The 19,487-nt window shown below is 60.4% G+C and carries 12 protein-coding genes and 2 pseudogenes; 8 read left to right on the plus strand and 6 right to left on the minus strand.

Features of this window, described 5'->3' with window-relative positions; all coding sequences use genetic code 11:
* Positions 1-45: 45 nt before the first annotated feature.
* Positions 46-1,206: a cysteine desulfurase family protein gene (locus JOD69_RS10615; RefSeq protein ID WP_086133839.1), complete on the minus strand. Its 1,161-nt coding sequence runs from the start codon at positions 1,204-1,206 to the stop codon at positions 46-48.
* Positions 1,207-1,218: 12 nt separating this feature from the next.
* A complete protein-coding gene (iscR, locus tag JOD69_RS10620) occupies positions 1,219-1,707 on the minus strand; it encodes a Fe-S cluster assembly transcriptional regulator IscR (RefSeq protein ID WP_077731523.1) in 489 nt (162 codons plus the stop codon).
* A 115-nt stretch (positions 1,708-1,822) separates the two neighbouring features.
* On the opposite strand from iscR, the gene JOD69_RS10625 reads away from it, so the two are divergent.
* The gene (locus JOD69_RS10625; RefSeq protein ID WP_086133840.1) at positions 1,823-5,470 is read left to right on the plus strand and encodes a hydantoinase B/oxoprolinase family protein; all 3,648 of its coding nucleotides are present in this window, start codon (positions 1,823-1,825) and stop codon (positions 5,468-5,470) included.
* Positions 5,471-5,558: 88 nt separating this feature from the next.
* On the plus strand, positions 5,559-6,158 hold the full coding sequence (locus JOD69_RS10630) for a TIGR00730 family Rossman fold protein (protein ID WP_086133841.1): 600 nt from the start codon (positions 5,559-5,561) through the stop codon (positions 6,156-6,158).
* Positions 6,159-6,428: 270 nt separating this feature from the next.
* Here the strand turns inward: JOD69_RS10630 and JOD69_RS10635 are convergent, their stop codons facing one another.
* Both JOD69_RS10635 and JOD69_RS10640 read right to left on the minus strand, forming a co-directional pair.
* Positions 6,429-6,626 carry a DUF2283 domain-containing protein gene (locus tag JOD69_RS10635; RefSeq protein WP_086133842.1) on the minus strand — a complete coding sequence of 66 codons (198 nt, stop codon included), beginning with the start codon at positions 6,624-6,626 and terminating at the stop codon, positions 6,429-6,431.
* Between the two features lie 338 nt (positions 6,627-6,964).
* Complete coding sequence (locus tag JOD69_RS10640) at positions 6,965-7,768, minus strand: hypothetical protein (RefSeq protein ID WP_139841044.1); 804 nt, start codon at positions 7,766-7,768, stop codon at positions 6,965-6,967.
* A 748-nt stretch (positions 7,769-8,516) separates the two neighbouring features.
* Between JOD69_RS10640 and JOD69_RS10645 the strand changes: the two genes are divergently transcribed.
* From JOD69_RS10645 to JOD69_RS10670, 6 genes are all read left to right on the plus strand, one after another.
* Entirely contained in the window at positions 8,517-8,765 is a 249-nt protein-coding gene (locus JOD69_RS10645; protein WP_156881065.1) for a hypothetical protein, read from the plus strand.
* Between the two features lie 696 nt (positions 8,766-9,461).
* Complete coding sequence (locus JOD69_RS10650) at positions 9,462-10,088, plus strand: PEP-CTERM sorting domain-containing protein (RefSeq protein ID WP_086133844.1); 627 nt, start codon at positions 9,462-9,464, stop codon at positions 10,086-10,088.
* A 619-nt stretch (positions 10,089-10,707) separates the two neighbouring features.
* Positions 10,708-13,692 carry a hypothetical protein gene (locus JOD69_RS10655; protein WP_205780998.1) on the plus strand — a complete coding sequence of 995 codons (2,985 nt, stop codon included), beginning with the start codon at positions 10,708-10,710 and terminating at the stop codon, positions 13,690-13,692.
* Between the two features lie 230 nt (positions 13,693-13,922).
* Positions 13,923-15,692, plus strand: coding sequence for a type I secretion system permease/ATPase (locus JOD69_RS10660; RefSeq protein ID WP_086133845.1), 1,770 nt, complete (start codon positions 13,923-13,925; stop codon positions 15,690-15,692).
* A gap of 5 nt (positions 15,693-15,697) precedes the next feature.
* Positions 15,698-17,014 carry an HlyD family type I secretion periplasmic adaptor subunit gene (locus tag JOD69_RS10665; RefSeq protein WP_240506888.1) on the plus strand — a complete coding sequence of 439 codons (1,317 nt, stop codon included), beginning with the start codon at positions 15,698-15,700 and terminating at the stop codon, positions 17,012-17,014.
* Between the two features lie 3 nt (positions 17,015-17,017).
* Positions 17,018-18,361, plus strand: a complete 1,344-nt coding sequence (locus JOD69_RS10670; RefSeq protein ID WP_077731536.1) for a TolC family outer membrane protein — start codon at positions 17,018-17,020, stop codon at positions 18,359-18,361.
* Between the two features lie 51 nt (positions 18,362-18,412).
* On the opposite strand, the pseudogene JOD69_RS10675 reads toward JOD69_RS10670, so the two are convergent.
* Positions 18,413-18,646, minus strand: a pseudogene (locus JOD69_RS10675) (IS3 family transposase); the annotation flags it as partial.
* 699 nt (positions 18,647-19,345) lie between these two features.
* Positions 19,346-19,486: pseudogene (locus tag JOD69_RS10680) on the minus strand (IS3 family transposase); the annotation flags it as partial.
* Position 19,487: the final 1 nt, after the last annotated feature.

Here is a 19,487-nt window from a genome sequence, read left to right on the forward strand (position 1 = left end):
CGGATCGCTGATTCAAAAAGCTTATAAACGCTCGGGGCATAATCTTTAAATGACCGGCATCACCGGTATCGCTCCCCGGCTCTCAGACGTGGGTATGCCCACGAGGTTTTTCAAGACCTCCAGAAAACGGTCGACTTCCGCCTCGGTGTTGCTCTTGCCGAAGCTTGCGCGTATCGCGCTCTTGGCAACTTCCGGCTCAACGCCCATGGCGATGAGCACGGGGCTCGGCTCGCCGGCGCCGCTGGCGCAAGCTGAACCGCTGGACACCGCGATGCCCTGCCGATCGAGGTTCATGACCAGGGCTTCGCCGTCGTAACCGTCGATGCCGAACTGCAAAGTATTGGGCAGCCGCTCCGCATGTTTGGCGAACAAGATCGCTCCGGGAATCGTCTCCAAACCGACCTCCAGCCGTTTGCGCAGACCGAGCAGCTGAGCGCGTCGTCCCTCCAATTCGGACAAAGCCAACTCCGCCGCTTTACCGAAACCGACGATGGCCGCCACGTTTTCGGTGCCGCCGCGTAGGCCTTGCTCCTGTCCGCCGCCATGCAGCAGGGGTTCTAGCATGACGGTTTTGTCGAGAATCAGCGCGCCCACGCCTTTGGGACCGTAAATCTTGTGCCCGGAAAGGGACATCAGATGAGCGCCTGAGGCTTTGAAATCGAGCGGAATCTTGCCCGCCGCCTGCACTGCGTCACAATGAAAAACGATGCCGCGCTCGCGGAACCAATTGGCGATGGACGCGATATTCTGAATCACGCCGGTTTCGTTGTTGGCCATCATGAGGGTGGCGAATCGAAGCTCGCCGGCCGGCAAAGATTCGATATACGACGCATCGGCCATACCATTCCCGTCCACAGGAATGGTTGCGACCCGCCAGCCTCTGGTCTTCAGGAACTCCAAAGGCTCCGAAACCGATGGATGCTCGGTAGCGCCCGCAGCGATCACGCCCGACTCGCGAGAAAAGGCCAAGCCTTTTAGCGCCAAATTATTCGCTTCGGTCCCGCCGCTGGTAAACACGACCTCGGACGGATGCGCGCCCACCAGGGCAGCGACCTGCTCCCTGGCCGTATCGACCGCGCCGCGGCAGACCCGCCCCATCCGGTAAAGACTCGACGGATTGCCGTAAAAGGCGCCCAGATAGGGCACCATCGCATCCAAGACCCGCTCATCCAGCGGGGTGGTCGCATTGTGATCGAAGTAGATCATTTCGTCAGAACGCTAAATATGCGTTTCCCGACGCAACAGCATATCGATGCCCTGAACGCCGGACGCCTGCTTGTCCTGACGCTCTGCTACCAGGCGCACGTTCTTGCGCTGCAAGACGTCTTGCAAGCTGATGGAGGCCAAATAGTCGCGAATCTGCTCGCTCAATCCCAGCCAAAGATCATGGGTGAGACAGGGCTGATTGTTCTGGCAGTTGGCTTTGCCGCCGCAGCGCGTCGAGTCGATGGTTTCGTCGACCGCGATAATGATTTCGGAGATATTGATCTGGCTGGCGTCGCGGCTCAATTGATAGCCGCCGCCCGGCCCTCGCACTCCTTCGACCATTCCGGCCCGACGCAAACGCGCGAACAACTGCTCCAGGTAGGACAACGAGATGTGCTGTCGTTTGGCGATATCGGTCAATGTCACCGGCCTTTTTTCGCTATGATAGGCCAGATCCAGCATGGCGGTGACGGCGTAGCGGCCTTTCGTCGTTAAGCGCACGGAATGACTCCCGGAAATTCACACTAAATACGTGGGAATTCAGGTTCACATATCCTAGAAAAATAGTCAATTATTAAGGCACCACAGGGTTTTTGCTGTCAAGATAACCGGCATCATGCATTCGCAATCCTGGCAATTTTGGATCGATCGCGGCGGAACCTTCACCGACATCGTCGCCCGCCGGTCGGACGGCCTCCTGTTGACCCACAAGCTCCTTTCGGAAAATCCGGACCGCTACCGCGACGCCGCCCTGCAAGGCATCCGCGACATTCTGGATCTGGCTCCCGATGCGACCCTGAAACAGGCCAACATCCAGGCCGTGCGGATGGGCACCACGGTGGGGACGAATGCGCTGCTGGAAAGGAAGGGCGAACCGACGGTCCTGGCGATCACGCGGGGCTTCGCCGACGCCCTCCGCATCGGCTATCAGAACCGGCCGGATATCTTCGCCCTGAATATCCGCCGCCCCGAACCGCTTTACCAAAAGGTCGCCGAAATCACCGGGCGTCACGACTCCCGCGGCTCGGAGCTGGAGCCGCTGGATCTCGGCGAAGCGGAACAACAATTGACCGGGGCCTACCGGGAAGGTTTCCGATCGATCGCCATCGTGCTCATGCACGCCTGGCGGACGCCCGATCACGAACTCGTACTGGAAAAGCTGGCCAAGGCAATCGGCTACACCCAGATTTCCCTCTCCCACCGCGTGAGTCCCGCCATGAAATTGATCGGGCGGGGCGACATCACGGTGGTGGATGCTTATCTGTCGCCGGTATTACGCCGTTATGTCGATCAAGTCGCCGCCGGCTTGGGCATCGGCCCAGCCCATGAAGTGCAACAAGATCACAAGCTCAAGTTGCTTTTCATGCAGTCCAACGGCGGACTGGCGGATGCCCACCGGTTCCAGGGCAAGGACAGCATTCTGTCGGGTCCCGCCGGTGGCATCGTCGGCGCGGTGGCGGTCTCCCGTCTCGCCGGCTTCGATCGGATCGTCACCTTCGACATGGGCGGCACATCCACCGACGTGGCCCATTACGCCGGCGAATTCGAACGCAGCCAGGAAACCGAGATCGCCGGCATCCGGCTGCGGGCGCCCATCCTCAATATTCACACCGTCGCAGCGGGCGGCGGCTCGATCCTGCGTTTCGACGGACTTCGCTTCCGGGCCGGCCCCGATTCGGCCGGTGCCAATCCGGGCCCCGCCTGCTACCGGCGCGGCGGACCTCTGTGCGTGACCGACGCCAATGTGATGGTAGGAAAGATACGCCCGGAATTCTTTCCGAAAGTGTTCGGACCGACCGGCGATCAGCCTCTGGATACGGAAATCGTGCGGCGCAAATTCCGGGAACTGGCGGAAACCGTCCGGTCCGGCTCCGGGCAAACGCTCTCGCCCGAAGAAGTGGCGGAAGGCTTCATCGACGTGGCGGTGGAAAACATGGCCGCCGCGATCAAGAAGATCTCTGTGCAGCGCGGCCACGATCTGGCCGATTACGTCCTGTGCTGCTTCGGCGCGGCCGGCGGCCAGCACGCCTGCAAGGTCGCGGAACGGCTCGGCATCGCCAAGATTTTTCTGCATCCTCTGGCTGGCGTCTTGTCCGCCTACGGCATGGGTTTGGCCGATTACCGCGTCATCAAGGAACGGGCGGTCGTCGCTCTGTTGAACGATGCCGCCGTCCCGGAGTTGCGGACGGTGCTCGACGCACTGGAAACCGAAGGACGCGCGGAGCTCTCCGCCCAGGAGGTCCCGCCGGAACGGATCGTCGCGGCTCGCCTGGCCATGCTCCGGTACGAGGGTACCGACACCCTGTTCGCCGTGCCGTTCGGCGATTCGGCGGAAATGCGGGCGAGGTTCGAGGAACGGCACCGCCAGCGCTTCGGCTTCGTTTACCCCGACAAGGCCTTGCTGGTGGACACCGCGACCGTGGAGCTGGCCGGCTTGAACGAAACCATCGAAGAACCGGAATACCCGTTACAGCCCGACGCTTCTCCGGAACCGGTCGCGAAGGTCCGGATATATTCCGGCCGAAACCATCACGATGCGCCGGTTTATCGGCGCGAGGACCTGAAGCCGGGGGTCCGCTTGCAAGGACCCGCGATTCTGGTCGAACCGAACTCGACCACGATCATCGAGCCCGGCTGGCAGGGCGAGATTACCGTCCGCAACCATCTTATCCTCAGCGCTCGTGAAGCAAGCGACTGTGCGAATTCCATGTCGGAGGCAGAAGAAACGGAGCAGCCGGTCGATCCGGCGCGCCTCGAAATCTTCAACCGGCTGTTCATGTCGGTCGCCGAGGACATGGGCTATACGCTGCAAAACACCGCCCATTCGGTGAACATCAAGGAGCGCCTCGATTTCTCCTGTGCGCTGTTCGACGGAAACGGCGGACTCGTCGCCAATGCGCCGCACATTCCGGTACATCTGGGTTCCATGGACGAGAGCGTCAAGGCGCTGATCGCGGGTCACGGGGACGAACTGCGACCGGGCGACGTCTGGCTCATCAATTCCCCCTATCACGGCGGTACGCATCTACCGGACATTACGGTAATCACGCCCTTGTTCGACGATACGGGCGAATCGGTCCTTTTCTATCTCGCCTCGCGCGGTCATCACGCCGACGTGGGCGGCATCACGCCCGGTTCGATGCCGCCCCGCAGTACGTCCATCGATCAGGAAGGCGTTCTGAGCCCGGGTCTTAAGATCGTCGAAAACGGACACATACGCGAATCGGCCATCCGCGACTGGCTCAATGCAAAGCCTTATCCGGCCCGCGATCCCGACCGGAATCTGGCGGATCTCCGCGCCCAGATCGCCGCCAACGTGAAAGGCATGCAGGCGCTGCGTGGCATGCTCGAACGTTATTCGCTGGCGACGGTCCGGCGCTACATGGGGCATGTGCAGGACAACGCGGAAGAAGCGGTGCGGCGGGTCATCGCATGGCTTTCCGACGGCGAATTCGCGGTGACGATGGACTCGGGCGCGGTCATCCGCGTGGCGATCCGGGTCGATTCCGAAAACCGGCGGGCCTTCATCGATTTCACCGGGACCTCGCCGCAGCAGCCGGACAATCTGAACGCCCCTGCCGCCGTGTGCAAGGCGGCCGTCCTGTATGTGTTCCGCACCCTGGTGGACGACGATATTCCGCTGAACGCCGGCTGTCTGCGCCCGCTCGAAATCCGGATTCCCGAAGGCTCCCTGCTCAACCCCCATTATCCCGCGGCGGTCGCGGCGGGCAACGTGGAAACCTCGCAGCACATCGTCGATGCCTTGTACGGCGCGCTGGGCGTGCTGGCCGCTTCGCAGGGCACGATGAACAACTTCACCTTCGGCAACACGCGCTACCAATACTACGAAACCATCTGCGGCGGGGCCGGCGCCGGAGCCGGTTTCGACGGCGCGGACGCCGTGCACACCCATATGACCAATTCCCGCATCACCGATCCCGAAGTACTGGAGTGGCGGCTTCCGGTGCTGCTGGAAACCTTCGCCATCCGCCGGGGCAGCGGCGGCGAGGGCTTGCATAAGGGCGGCGACGGCGTGATCCGAAAGATCCGGTTTCTGCAACCGATGACCGCAGGAATCGTCTCCAGCCGCCGCCTGCAGCCGCCGTTCGGCCTCAACGGCGGAAACCCTGGCGCATGCGGACGAAACCTCGTGATCCGCGCCAATGGAGAGCAGGAAATTCTCGGGTCGCAGGCCGAAACCGACATGGACGCGGGCGACACGTTCGTCATCGAGACGCCCGGCGGCGGCGGATATGGAAGTTAGATTGTTCCGAATCCCATAGCCTCCTGGCCTCGGACAGCTGCTCGTTGACGGCCGTTTTCACGACTGTTTTGGACATCGAGGTGATCACTTGAAGAGCATTTGCGTATTCTGCGGTTCCAACCCCGGCAAGCGCCCCGAATACCGGATCGCTGCCGAAACCTTGGGCCGGCTGCTGGCCGAAAAAGGTTTGGAACTGGTGTATGGCGGCGGGACCGTGGGTCTCATGGGCATTCTGTCGAGTGCCTGCCTTGCGGCCGGAGGACGGGTGATCGGCATCATCCCGAAAGCTTTGATCGGCCGCGAGGTGGCAGGACGAATGGTGGAACACACCAGCCTTACCCGGCTGGAAGTGGTAGATTCGATGCACACCCGCAAAGCCCGCATGGCAGAAATCGCGGATGGCTTCATCGCGCTGCCCGGAGGTTTCGGAACCTTCGAGGAGCTGTTCGAAATCCTTACCTGGGCCCAACTTGGATTTCATCGTAAGCCGATCGGACTTCTCGATGCGGAAGGCTACTACGAACCTCTCCTAAGCTTGTGCGATCGGGCGCTCGCGGAGGGCTTCATGAAACCCGAGAGCAGAAGGCGGCTGCTGGCCCATACCGACCCGGAAATGCTCCTGGAGGCCCTGGCCGCATACAGGTCCGAACCGGTCATCCCGTGGATTCGGGACGAGAGGCAGCTGTAATTCCATTCGGCATTCAAGCGGACATTAATCGTAGGATGGGTAGAGCGAAGCGAAACCCATCGATGGCGGGTTAGCCCCTAGTCTCCGCTCGGGACAGGCCCTTCGACAGGCTCAGGACAGGCTCCGCGTAACCCACCGATTCGAGGTTGCCACACCTGAATTCAATTGAAAGCTACGCGCTGAGAAGCTCCGGAGCGTAATGGCTGCCCCGGTTCGTGGCGAGCCTCAGCCCCCAAGTGAAAGGCGCATGAAAGTGAAAGGGACAGGCAGTCAAGCGGCGACTTGCTCATACGAAAAGCTCGGGAGATCCGCCCTCTCCTTTGCATGCTCGATCGTAATCCCGCAAATATTCCCGTGCTGGTCTAAATCAAGCAGCGTGTTTTCGTCCAAGTCCCGCGTTTCAGAAACCTGGGCGGGCTTCAACTCGATATAAAGGGTGTCCGTATCCTGGAAGTACGTGATCTTCATGGCTTGAGCGTCCTATCGAAAAAAGAATTGTGCACGGTTTCCCGGTCCTCCAGCAAAATCACTTGTAGTCGGAAACGATCACGCGGGCCATGGGGTATTAGCACAATAACCAAAGCCTGACACCTTCTAGACACCTTCTATGGCGCGGATGGGGGTATTCCAGCGGAACCATGCCGTCTTCATCTGGCTCAGGATTGAGCAAGATCGACAACTCCTCCTTAAACTCCTCTATGTCCATCATCGGTAGGTCGCGAGTCTATAGGGCTAACGCGTCACATCAGCCGAACGAAAACCGCGCAGTGGTTTTTGGGTCGGCTGGATGTGATTGTTAGCAGGTTTCACACTACGCTCCTGAGGCTATTGTCATCAACTTCAAATTCCCGCAAAAACCGTGGGAGTGCTTCTGCATTTACAACAAATACAGTGCTTTCTTTTGCACTAGAAATCTCTCGATAGCCGCCAACAGCATAATGCTCGGGAACTTCATAATGTGACGCCAATTGTTTTCTAAAACGCAAATACGGAACCTCTTTGAAATTAGCATCTTGAATTTTCCCATCTGTGATGGATATTCTGGCCGGGTTAAACGAACAAACCTTCAACTTGGCTGTTGTTACGATTACGCCAAAATACATTCGAAATGCCTCCCTATCTTTCAGATGAAGTTCTTTTTCCTCATATGCAAATCCTTCAACCGATGAGACAACGTCAGCACCAACTCTTTCAAGCATTGGTTTGCTTTTTGGATCTTGACCGTCGACAACACAGTATTGTGATTGAGGTGTCGTTGGCTCTAAAGTTAGTTCCTTTAATCCAAAATATGTAAACCTATTATCGAAGTAGCGCAGCAGCCAAGACTTTGCATGGCGCCTTTGTAATTGCCTTTCATCTTCTATTAGGAAGATCCAAGATGTTTCCAAGACTCTTTTGGATTCAATTATTAATACTGAAGTGCCGTATTGATCTTCTAGAACTAAGTCAATAAAACCTGAACAACCATCTGTGGTATTTTTCCATGAGTGTTCAGAAAATATTACTTTCCACCCATGCGACCCACGTGTTTCGTTAATCAGGTGTTCTAATCCGATTTGTAGTGGGAATCCTGATCTGTTTACGGCCTCAGATAATTTATCGTCGTTCATGACTTATTACTGCTAACTAAAAGTCGACCTCAAATTCGATATCTAATCCGGAAATGGAAAATATCCAACGTCTTGCTTTGCGTCAAATGCGATATCTTATCCGAAAGGCCAAATAATCCGAATCTGGAGAAGGGATCGAGCTTTCGTTATTTTGCTTACGCCACGCACACGGCGTTCGTTTCCCACCGCGTTTTCATTTCGCCCAACAGTACGGTAGATCAAGAATCCCTTCCCGACACGGCTGCCGGCAAAGGATGGCTGACCTACGACTTTGCCGGAAACGCAGAGCCTGTCCTGAGCGAAGCCGAAGGGCTTATTCCGGCCTAGACATTTTCCGATTCGGTGTCAGAGAGCCCGATATGTAGGTCGGCAATCCCTTGCCGACAAAATCCTTTGCCGAGCCGATAAGTCGGCAAGGGATTGCCGACCTACGTTCTTCCCGCCCGACACGAAGCCGTACATCGGGATGAAAAACGCTCTATGAGTCATATCGGCCTGTATTTTGACTTGTGCGGGGCAGTTTCCCATGGCGCGCCGCTATATAGCAGTGAAAAATGCTTAATTGCTCCGGCAGCTTAGTGGAATCATGCCAATGATAGCTGGTATAGGATGGGCTGAGCCTGCGCAGCCCATCGATCGCGAACGATGCCTGTCCTGAGCCCAGTCGAAGGGCCTGTCCTGAGCGAGTCGAAGGGCGCTTCCCGATGGTCGGCACATCCTACGGACTGCATTTGTCGAAAATCGCTCTTTGTGCCATAGCAATAACAGCCGTGTCTTGAGCGCGGCTGTCGCCGGAGCCCAGGCGGGCGAATTGATCCATGAATACGTCTTGGCAATGTGCAAGAATCTGAAGGTATCCGATCTCGCCGGGACCATACACATCTACCCGACCCTGGCGCAAATCAACCCCCGCCTGGCCGAGCAACGTCTCAAGGCTGGCCTGACCCCGACGGCAAAACGCTGGCTTAAATGCCTGTTTGGCTTGCGCGGCAACTAGTAGTACAGCCGCAGCTGTTCCCGCCGGTGGCGCCGATAATGGCAATCTCGAGCGCGGACTTCAGGCAGCAAAAACCCTACTCACTTCAGCGTCAGCACGAGCGTAACCCATTGAATCTACGATGATGAAAAAATCAAATCTGCGCGGATTCGAGCTGATAAGCTGGTTTAGATGATTTTTTCAACACAATCGGCCAAAAGCCGCCAGTCGCCAAATCTCCGTGGACGGTCGGTTCCTTTGGAAAAATCGGCCATTTTGCGGCAGCGACGTGAAGTGCGACGCATCCCCAGCATATCCGCAGAGTTACTGATTCGGTAACTAGGGCTAGATCATGGCGTCCGAGAAGGATGACTACACGTCCAGCGAAACAGCGGAGTGATGAGGCGCTAACCGATTCGTCCAAACTTTCGTTTTTCTGCTCTCCCGCTAAGCGGCCGTTCAATTTCAAATGGCGTTTCTGTGTACGGCCTGTTACAAGCATGTCAGGATTTTTTACAGAGCCCCAAAGATACAGAGGGAACCGCTGGGCGCGAGGCACTCTAAAGAGTTTTATTTCAAGGTCTTACGGTTAGTATTGGAGGCGATGGCCTAAATCCTGCTTGGCACTTCGAAGGTGCTAGGGGGTCGTTCCGAGGCGGTAGCGACGGTTTACCATCATGCTCACTCGTGAGCGCAGAATTAGGGAAAGTGAGACCAATGAAAACTCTGTGGATAATCGTTTGCCTAGTCGCTTCGTGCCTTGCCTGGGGAAGCGCGCATGCTCTACCGACGCTGCAGGTGACTAACGGCATATTGACCGGGGCCACCGGCGTCGAAGTCACCGTCAACAACGTGACCACGCTATACGATGTCACATTTCAGGGTGGGACCTGTGCCGGGTTGTTCAGCGGGTGCGATTCCAGCAACGATTTCGTGTTTAAGACGGAAGGGGAGGCATTGGCCGCCTCGCAAGCCTTATTGGACCAGGTCTTTTTGGACGGGGCCTTTGGTGCCTTCGATTCCGCCCCGGATACAACCGCGGGGTGCTCAGATTTCGTTCTTTGCATGGTGCTGACGCCCTATGATTTTGGGCTCACCGTAGGCGGGTTGGCCGATGTGGGTTTTGCACAAAATCTGTTTGGCCCGTTGGACGACGTTTCTGGTCTCCTGATTGTTTCCCCCTCGGACGACCTAACTTCCGAAAGCTTCATCTATGCCGTGTGGTCCCGCGTACCGACCAACAACGTCCCGGAGGCGCCGTCACTGGCGCTGGTGGGGGCAGGCATGATGGCCTATGCCGTTTTCCGCCGCCGGAGTTCGAGTCAGCGCAACCGCGCTCGGTAAGGTTCGACCAACAAGCTTCACACGCGCTGCGAGTCATCTGCGCGCGATATCCGAACCCCTGGCTGGGGCCGGGCGAGACAAGCGGGGAAGGTCGCGATTAAAGCGACGTTTGCGATTGGAAGGGGTAGCGATTAACGCCACCGTTTGCGATTGATTCGGCCAGTGCGCCGACCGCCGGGACTCGTCGCCACGATAGGTTCTTTTGGGTGACCGGGATGCCACACAAGGGTTTCGTAAAAAAATCGCGACGCAACGCTGGATTTTTTGAACCTTTCTCGCTCGGAGGGAGAAATACCGATACAACGCGCCAGTGGGAGGTGCGGCGGGCGATGTCATGGCTGGGCCGGATAAACCGGCAAGCGCTTCGAGATCAGGGCCATGAAAGGGATGATCGGCCATGGCTCCGTTCAGGTTCTCGTGAGTGTACCGCCGGAGTTAGTCCGAGCGAAATCGGGAGGCGGGCCGAAACGATGATCCGGCACCGCATTTTGAGCCGAATCCCGATAAGAAGTTTCGGATGGAGCCGGATTAGGACGGGGCGTTCAATCCTTAACCCTAGTCCACCGAAATTTCATACGGCGTTATCGAGTGATCATCAAAAATAATTAAGGAGAAAACCATGGGTATGTCCAACCTCGGCCGGAAACAGCCGGTACCCGCACCAGAAGTGCTTGCATTGGATCAGCTACCGTTCCGAGCCCCCTCGGAGAGCGGTCTGTCGACCGAAGATGTCCGACCGCTCGCTCTTACCGCAAGCGCAGACATCACCACCCAGACGGTCACCGGAACGTTCACACCTTCCACCGGGGTTCTGACGGCACTCGGTGATGCATTCGACAACACGATCGAATTCAGCCGCAATGCGGCCGGAACCATTCTCATCAATGGCGGCGCCGTTCCGGTCGGGGGCGGTACCGCGACCGTCGCCAACACGAGCCTGATTCAGGGATTTGGGCTGGGCGGAAACGACACCATCACGCTCGACGAAACAAACGGTGCTTTGCCCCGCGCCAACCTTTTCGGCGGCACGGGAAACGACACGCTGACCGGCGGCTCGGGCGGCGACCAGCTCTTCGGGCAGGCGGGCGACGACGTCCTCTTCGGCAAAGGCGGCGTCGACTTTCTGTTCGGCGGTTCTGAAAACGATACGCTGACCGGCGGCGACGGCGATGACCAGATGTTCGGCGAGGCCGGCAACGACCGTATGATCTGGAATCCGGGCGATGACAGCGATCTGATGGAGGGCGGAACCGGCATCGACACCGCGGAAGTGAACGGCGGCAACGGCGCCGAGGTGTTTACGGTAACCGCCAACGGATCGCGCGTCCGTTTCGACCGCCTCGACCCGGCCCCTTTCGCACTCGATATCGGCACGACCGAGAATCTCGTCGTCAACATGAACGGCGGTAACGATACGTTTTCCGCAACCGGCAATCTAGCGAGCCTCATCCAGATCACTGTCGACGGCGGCGCCGGCGACGACACGATCCTGGGCAGCAACGGCGCCGACGTTCTCCTGGGCGGCGACGGCGACGACTTCATCGACGGCCAGCAGGGCAACGACGTCGCCTTCCTCGGCGCCGGCAACGACGTATTCCAGTGGGATCCGGGCGACGGCAGCGACACCGTCGAAGGCCAGGCCGGCTTCGACACGATGCTGTTCAACGGCAGCAACGTGGCCGAGAACATCGACGTTGCCGCCAACGGCGGCCGCGTGCGCTTCTTCCGCAACGTCGGCAGCATCACCATGGACCTGGACGACGTCGAGCGGATCGATTTCAGGGCGCTGGGCGGCGCGGACAACGTCGTGGTCAACGATCTGTCCGGCACGGACGTGACCGAAGTCAACATCGATCTCGCCGGAACGCTCGGCGGAGCGGCGGGCGATGGGCAGGCCGATACGGTGGTCACGAACGGCACGGGCGGCAACGACATCATCGACGTGTTCGGCGCCGGGACATCGGCGTCGGTGGTCGGACTGGCGGCGCAGGTTAACATCGCCAACAGCGAAGGCGCCAACGATTCGCTCGTCATCAACGGCGGGGCAGGCGACGACGGGATCACTGCGACCACCCTCCCGGCGGGCGTGATCAAGCTCGTGATCGACGGCGGCGCCGGCAACGACACGATCCTGGGCAGCCAGGGCGCCGACGTCCTCCTGGGTGGCGACGGTGACGACTTCATCGACGGCCAGCAGGGCAACGACGTCGCCTTGCTCGGCGCCGGCAACGACGTGTTCCAGTGGGATCCGGGCGACGGGAGCGACACCGTCGAAGGCCAGGCCGGCTTCGACACGATGCTGTTCAACGGCAGCAACGCGGCCGAAAACATCGACATCGCCGCCAACGGCGGCCGCGTGCACTTCTTCCGCAACGTCGGCAGCGTCACCATGGACCTGAACGACGTCGAACAGATCGATTTCAACGCGCTGGGCGGTGCCGACAACATCGTGATCGGCAATCTCAGCGGGACGGACGTCACTCAGATCAACATCGACCTGAGAGGCACCGGCGGGGGCGGCGACGGCGCGGCGGACACGGTCACGGTGAACGCCACGAATGGCGCCGACGTGTTCGGCGTCGCGGGCGATGCCGGCGGAATTACCGTCTTCGGTCTGCCGAGCCAGGTGAACATTTCCGGCCAGGAGGTTGCGAACGATCGGTTGACGCTCAATGGTCTTGGCGGGGATGACGTCATCGATGCTACCGGTCTGGAGGCTGGCGCAGTCCAACTGACGATGAACGGCGGCCTCGGCGCCGACGTTCTACTCGGCAGCGAAGGGGACGATCTGTTCAACGGCGGAGACGGCAACGACCTCGCAATCATGGGCGCGGGCGACGACACCTTCGTCTGGAATCCGGGCGACGACAACGACATCCTCGAAGGCCAGGCCGGCTTCGACACCATGCTGTTCAACGGCGCGAACGTCAGCGAAAACATCGATATCTCCGCCAACGGCGGCCGCGCGCGCTTCTTCCGCGACGTCGCCAACGTCACCATGGACCTGGACGACGTCGAGCGGATCGATTTCAGGGCGCTGGGCGGCGCCGACAACATCGTGGTCAACGATCTGTCCGGCACGGACGTGACCGAAGTCAACATCGATCTCGGCGCTTTCGGCGGCGGTAGCGACGGCCAGGCGGACACCATCTTCGTCAATGCGACCCAGGGGGACGACGTCATAATCGTCGTGGGCGATGGCAACGGAGTCTCCGTGCTGGGTCTTGCGGCCCGGATCAACATCACGAATTTCGACCCGACAATGGACCGCCTCGTGATCAACGGCCTCGCCGGCGATGACGTGATCGAGGCGTCGGGGTTGACGGTGGGCAGCATCCAGCTCACAGCCAATGGCGGCGATGACGACGACGTGCTGATCGGCGGTGACGGCAATGACGTGCTGCTCGGCGGCGCCGGCGACGACGTGCTGCTGGGTGGCGCCGGACTCGATGTGCTCGACGGCGGCACCGGGGACAACGTTGTGATCCAGAGCCTGGTGAGCGGTTCGACCACGGAGGGTGCCGGGATTGCCCCTCTGGGTATTCCGGAGATCAGCCTGGTGGGCGTAGGCGCGGAGCTGCAACAGAACGAGTTTCTGATCTAGCGGGTCTCCTCTGATCCGATATGGCGGTTCGCCTGCGAAAGCCCGGTTGCCCTGCCTTGCCGCCGAAGGCGCCGGGCAGGCGCAGCCGGCCTGATTCCGGTCAGAACACGAGCGCTCATGTTTCGGGAAGGAACGAATGCCCGATCCGCAAGGCCCGGCTTGAAGGCTGCCCGCTCTAATTTCATGCGGAGCGTTGAGGGTATCCGTTCAGCCTCTACTTAGGAATTCGAATGGGTACCCACCAACCGCAACCACAACACCAGGGTACATGGGTCCGGTCGGATCTGCGCCGGGCGCTGCAAACCTGCCGGACCTCCTTCTGGTCGGTAGGGTTCTTCAGTTTCTTCATCAACTTGCTGCTTCTGGTGCCGTCGATCTACATGCTGCAGGTCTACGATCGCGTGCTGAGCAGCGGCAGCGAGTCGACGCTCCTGATGCTGACGCTCATCGCGGTGTTCCTCTTCATCGTGATGGGCGGGCTGGAGTGGGTCCGTACCCAGATTCTGATCGTTACCAGCGCGCGTCTGGACAGTCTCCTGGGCGGGCGGGTTTTCGATGCGGTGTTCGCCCAGTCCCTCGCTTCCGGGGGCAGGATATCGTCCGCGCAGCCTTTGACCGACCTGCTACAAATCCGGCAGTTCCTAACCGGGCCGGGCCTCTTCGCGTTTTTTGACGCCCCCTGGTTTCCGGTTTATCTGGGGATGATGTTCCTGTTCCATCCGGTTTTCGGGGCAGTCGGCCTGATTTCGGCGTTCGTGCTGGCGGGCCTTGCTGTCTGGAACGAAGCGGCTACCCGCAAACACCTGCAGGAAGCCAACCGGCACGCCGTGGAGTCCAACCAGTTCACCCAGCGCAATCTGCGCAACGCGGAAGTGATCGAGGCCATGGGCATGCTGCCCCGGATGCGGACCCGCTGGCAGGACAAGCAGACCCTGTTGCTCGAGCTGCAAAGCCAGGCCAGTGCCAAGGGCGGCCTGATCGCCGCGCTGTCGAAGACTTACCGGCTGACCATCCAGTCGCTGATCCTTGGTCTCGGCGCCTATCTGGCCATCCACAGGGAGATCACACCGGGTTTGGTGATCGCGGGTTCCATACTGCTGGGCCGCGCCTTGGCGCCTCTGGACCTGATGATCAGCACCTGGCGGGGTCTTTCGCAGGCGCGGGCCGCTTACCAGCGGCTCGACGAACTGCTCAGCGCCGCCCCATACCGCGAACCGCCGATGCCGCTGCCCGCCCCGAGGGGTGAAATCCTCCTGGAAAGCGCCGCCGTCCAGCCGCCGGGCGCCTCCGCCCCGGTGCTCAAGGGCATCAGCCTTCGGATCGAACCGGGCACCGCACTGGGCGTGATCGGAGCCAGCGCCTCCGGCAAATCCACCCTGCTCCGCGCGATCCTGGGGCTTTATCCCGTAAGCCACGGGGCCATCCGGCTTGATGGCGCCGAAACCACCCAATGGGACCGGGAGGCGCTGGGCAACTACATCGGCTATCTGCCTCAGGACGTCGAACTTCTCGACGGCAGCATCGGCGAAAACATCGCGCGATTCGGCACCGTCGACCCCGACAGGGTAGTGGCGGCCGCCCGCGCCGCCGGTATCCACGACATGATCTTGCGGCTGCCGGAAGGCTACGACACCAAAATCCTCGGCCACGGCAATATCCTCTCCGCCGGACAGCAGCAGCGGCTGGGATTGGCCCGCGCCTTGTTCGGCGACCCGAAGCTGGTGATCCTGGACGAGCCCAATTCCAACCTGGATCAGGAGGGTGAAAATGCCTTGGTCGCCGCCCTGGCCGAACTGAAGCGCAAAGGGTGCACCGTGATCGTGGTCACCCATCGCAAGAGCCTCCTGAGCCAGGTGGACAAGATCGTTCTGCTGGCGGAAGGTCTGGTGGCCGTGTCGGGACCGCGAGACCAGGTTCTCGCGAGCTTGCAGAACTCGACGCCGCGGCCGGCCGGCGGCCTCCGTCCCGTCGCGGCCGCTCCCGTCCACAATCCGTCTTGATGGCCGTGACGACCTCAGCCCAGCCATCGCTGCTGACCGACGACCGCCGTTTCCGCCGGCTCGGGTTCCTCGTCGTTTTCGCCGTCTTCGGCGGCCTCGGCACCTGGGCGGCCCTCGCTCCGCTCAGCAGCGCAGCGCTGGCCCCGGGCGTCATCACCGTGGAAAACTACCGCAAGACGGTCCAGCATCTGGAAGGCGGCATCATCAAGACCATCCGGGTCCGCGACGGCGATTCGGTCGAAAAGGACCAGGTCTTGGCTACCCTCGACGACACCCAGCCGCGCGCTCAGCTCGAAGTCCTGCGCGGGCAATATTACATCGCCGCGGCACGGGAAGCCCGCCTGATCGCGCAACGCGAAGGCCTGAATGAGGTCCGCTATCCTCCCGATTTGCTCGTCCATGCAGACGATCCCCGGATCGATGACGCCATCCGCATACAGAACCACATTTTCACCGTCCGCAAGACGGCCCACGACGGCGAGATTTCCCTGTACCGGCGGCAGATCGAACAGCTACGCGCCAAGCTCAAGGGTTTGCAGGCCCAAATCACCGGCCGTGATCGCCTGGTGAAGTCATTTCGGCACGAACTGGAGGATTTCGAGGCCCTTCTCAAGGAAGGCTACACCGAGAGGCAGAAAGTGCGGGAACTGGAGCGCAATCTGGCACAGAGCGAGGGCCAGCGCGGGGAATTGGCGTCTGAGCTGGCAGCCACCGAATTACAGATCAGCGAGACCGAACTCAAGATCCTCCAGCTCGAGAAGGAGCTGCAGCGGGAGGTCGCGAAAGAACTGGGCGAGGTCCAGGCGGCCCTGTTCGAGTTGCGCGAAAAGATTCAGTCCCTGGAAAGCACAGTGGCGCGCACGGTCGTCAAGGCACCGGAGCCCGGCATGGTCCTGGGTCTGTCCGTGCACACCCTGGGGGGCGTCATCCAGCCGGGGGGAAAGATCCTGGACATTGTTCCGCAGGATGAGCGCTTGGTCGTGGAAGCCCGGCTGTCGCCTCAGGACATCGACCGTATCCAGCTCGGCCAGATGGCGGAGGTGCGGTTTACCGCCTTCAAATCCCGCGATACCCCAAAAATCGAGGGCAAGCTGATGGTTGTTTCCGCCGACCGTCTGGTGGACGAACAAACCCAGACTTCCTATTACCTGGCGCGGGTGGAAATCACGCCGGAAGGGCTTCAGGACCTGGCCCGCCAGAAACTGGACCTGGTGCCGGGCATGCCGGCCGAGGTCTTGATAAATACGGGCGAGCGCACCCTGTTCGAGTATCTGACCGACCCCTTCGTGAACACCGTCACCCGCTCCTTTATCGAAGATTGATCCATGACATTAGCCGGTTTCGGAAAGGGCCTCCTGTGCCTGGCGGTACTTGCTCTGCCTTCGGCCTCTTGCGCCGAGTCCCTGCTGGAGCTGTACCAGCGCACCCTGGAAACCAACCCCGTGCTGAAAAGCCGCGAATACTCGGTGGATCGAGCCAACGCCCAGAAAGACCAGGCATTCAGCAAATTGCTGCCGCAGATTTTCGCGGTCGGGAATTACTCTTACAACGATCTGCATCAACAGGCCGGACAAAGCTCGCTGAGCCTGAGCAGCTTGCCCGCAATCGATCAGCAATACAGCGGCCTGCGCGGAACGGTGCAGTTGCGCCAGGCCTTGTTTGACCTGGCCTCTTTCTATCGCTGGCAGAGCGCCGAAAATGTCATTTTGCAGTCGGAGCAGGAACTCGAGGCGGCGCGTATCGCTGTCGCGGGGGACCTGGTGGACCGGTATCTCAGGGCAGTCGAGGCTACCGACAACATCGCCTACGTGGCATCGGAAACAAAAGCCGTGGAAAGCCAGCTGAAAGGCCTGCAGCGGATGCACGAGCGGCAGATGGTGAAGGTGACCGATCTGTACGAGGTCGAGGCCTATTACCAAACGTTGGCCACCCGCGGGATCGAGGCGCGAAATGCCAAGGATGTGGCGCTGGAGAAACTGCGCGAGCTGGCCGGGGGTTCGGTGCGGGATGTCAACCCGGTCGGCCGGGAGCACTTTCCCCCCGTCCCGCGCGCTCCGGATGAATGGGTGCAGGAAGCGACCCGTAACAACCCGGCCCTGACCGCGCTACAACACGGCATCGACGCCACAGACAAACTGGTGACCAGCAGCCGGGCCGAGCATGCTCCGCTGCTTACCCTGCAGGTCTCCGAGACCTATGCGGACACCGGATTCGATAACCGTTCCCAGCCCCCTTACAACGTGTTCACCGCCGGCGTGCAGCTCACCGTCCCGATCTTCGAGGGCGGCCGGGTTCAGGCGGGGGTGAGGGATGCACAAGCCAGGCATCGGATCGCCCGGGAGCAGTTCGAGCAGAAGCGCCGAGAAATCGAACAGGAAACACGAACGGCATACATGGATGCCATGGCCAGCTACTCGCGGATCGACTCCACCCGCCAGGAAGTGCGCGCGCAGGAGAAAGCCGCCGAGGCCCAGGAACGCGGCTATGAGCTCGGCGCTTCGACGATCGTCGACCTGCTCGAGGCCCGGCGCCGGCTGCTGAAGGCACGCGTCGAGCAGGCCAAGGCCCGCTACGACTACATCCGCGGGCTTGTTGGATTACAGGTCAGGGCCGGCAGTCTGTCCACGCCGTTCATGGAGGAGATCAACGGCTGGATGGCCGGGAAGTGATTCAGCGAGCGGGGCACGCGTTTGAAGAGCAGCGTCCAAAGGTGGCCTCCATTACCGCCAGTGGCGCCGTTGGCGGTTGTAGAAGATCTCGATCCATTCCGTGATGTCCGCGATGGTTTGTTGTCGCGTAGCATACCGCCGGTGACGGACCCGTTCGTTCTTCAGCGTGCCCCAAAAGCTCTCCATAGGAGCATTTGGAGGCTTGAAACCGAACTGCTCCAGCAACGCCCGATAGGCATGGGCACAATACTGGCTCCCCTGACCGGAATGGTGAATCAGGCCTGGAGCGGCAATGCCGTTAAGTTAAGACGAATAACGTCACCCCGGCAGGGAAGGGGCCGACTAAAGGCCCGTTTGCGATTGGAATGCCGGGGTCCAGAAGCCATGGACGGCAGAGGCCTATCACTTCCTTGTGCACTGGATTCATGCCGCACAGTCCCTGTGCGGCACCCTACGGGCGCTTCGCGTGCAAATCGGCCTCGCCGCGCTACGCCGTCCCGCTTCGCTCGCGAGTCCTGGGCAGTCCTTCCCTGGCCTGCCCGCTCGCCGCATTGCGCCTCGCCCTGCCGATTTGTCCGGCACAAATTTGCCAGGAGCAAATTTGGACGTGCGGAGCACGGTCCGTAGGACGAACCCCAGGGATGGGGTGAGCAATCCCGGCCGGAATGACGGCTTAACTTATTAGTCAGGCCCGTAAATACCCTCCTGGTATTTCGGGCCGCCGCCCAGGCCGGTACACGCCCGGCCTGGGCTCACGCGGCTTGTCGCCGCGCCGGGGCATCCTTGCCCCGGATTAACCCGGCCTATATTTATAGGCCGGGTTAATAGTCAGGCCCGTAAATACCCTCCTGGTATTTCGCGCCGCCGCCCAGGCCGGTATACGCCCGGCCTGGGCTCACGCGGCTTGTCGCCGCGCCGGGGCATCCCTGCCCCGGATTAACCCGGCCTATATTTATAGGCCGGGTTAATAATGGCATTGCCTGGAGCGGGCCGCTTTGCCGACACCTCCCGCCACAAAGACTGGCTGACCAAGGCCGTCGTCATGCGTTCCCCGCGAGCGTAGCCCACGATCTCGCCGGTAAACAGGTCCTTGTGGCTGGCCCGGCACAGCCAGCCTTCCCCGGTC

It is taken from the genome of Methylocaldum sp. RMAD-M (assembly GCF_017832375.1).
Lineage (GTDB): Bacteria > Pseudomonadota > Gammaproteobacteria > Methylococcales > Methylococcaceae > Methylocaldum.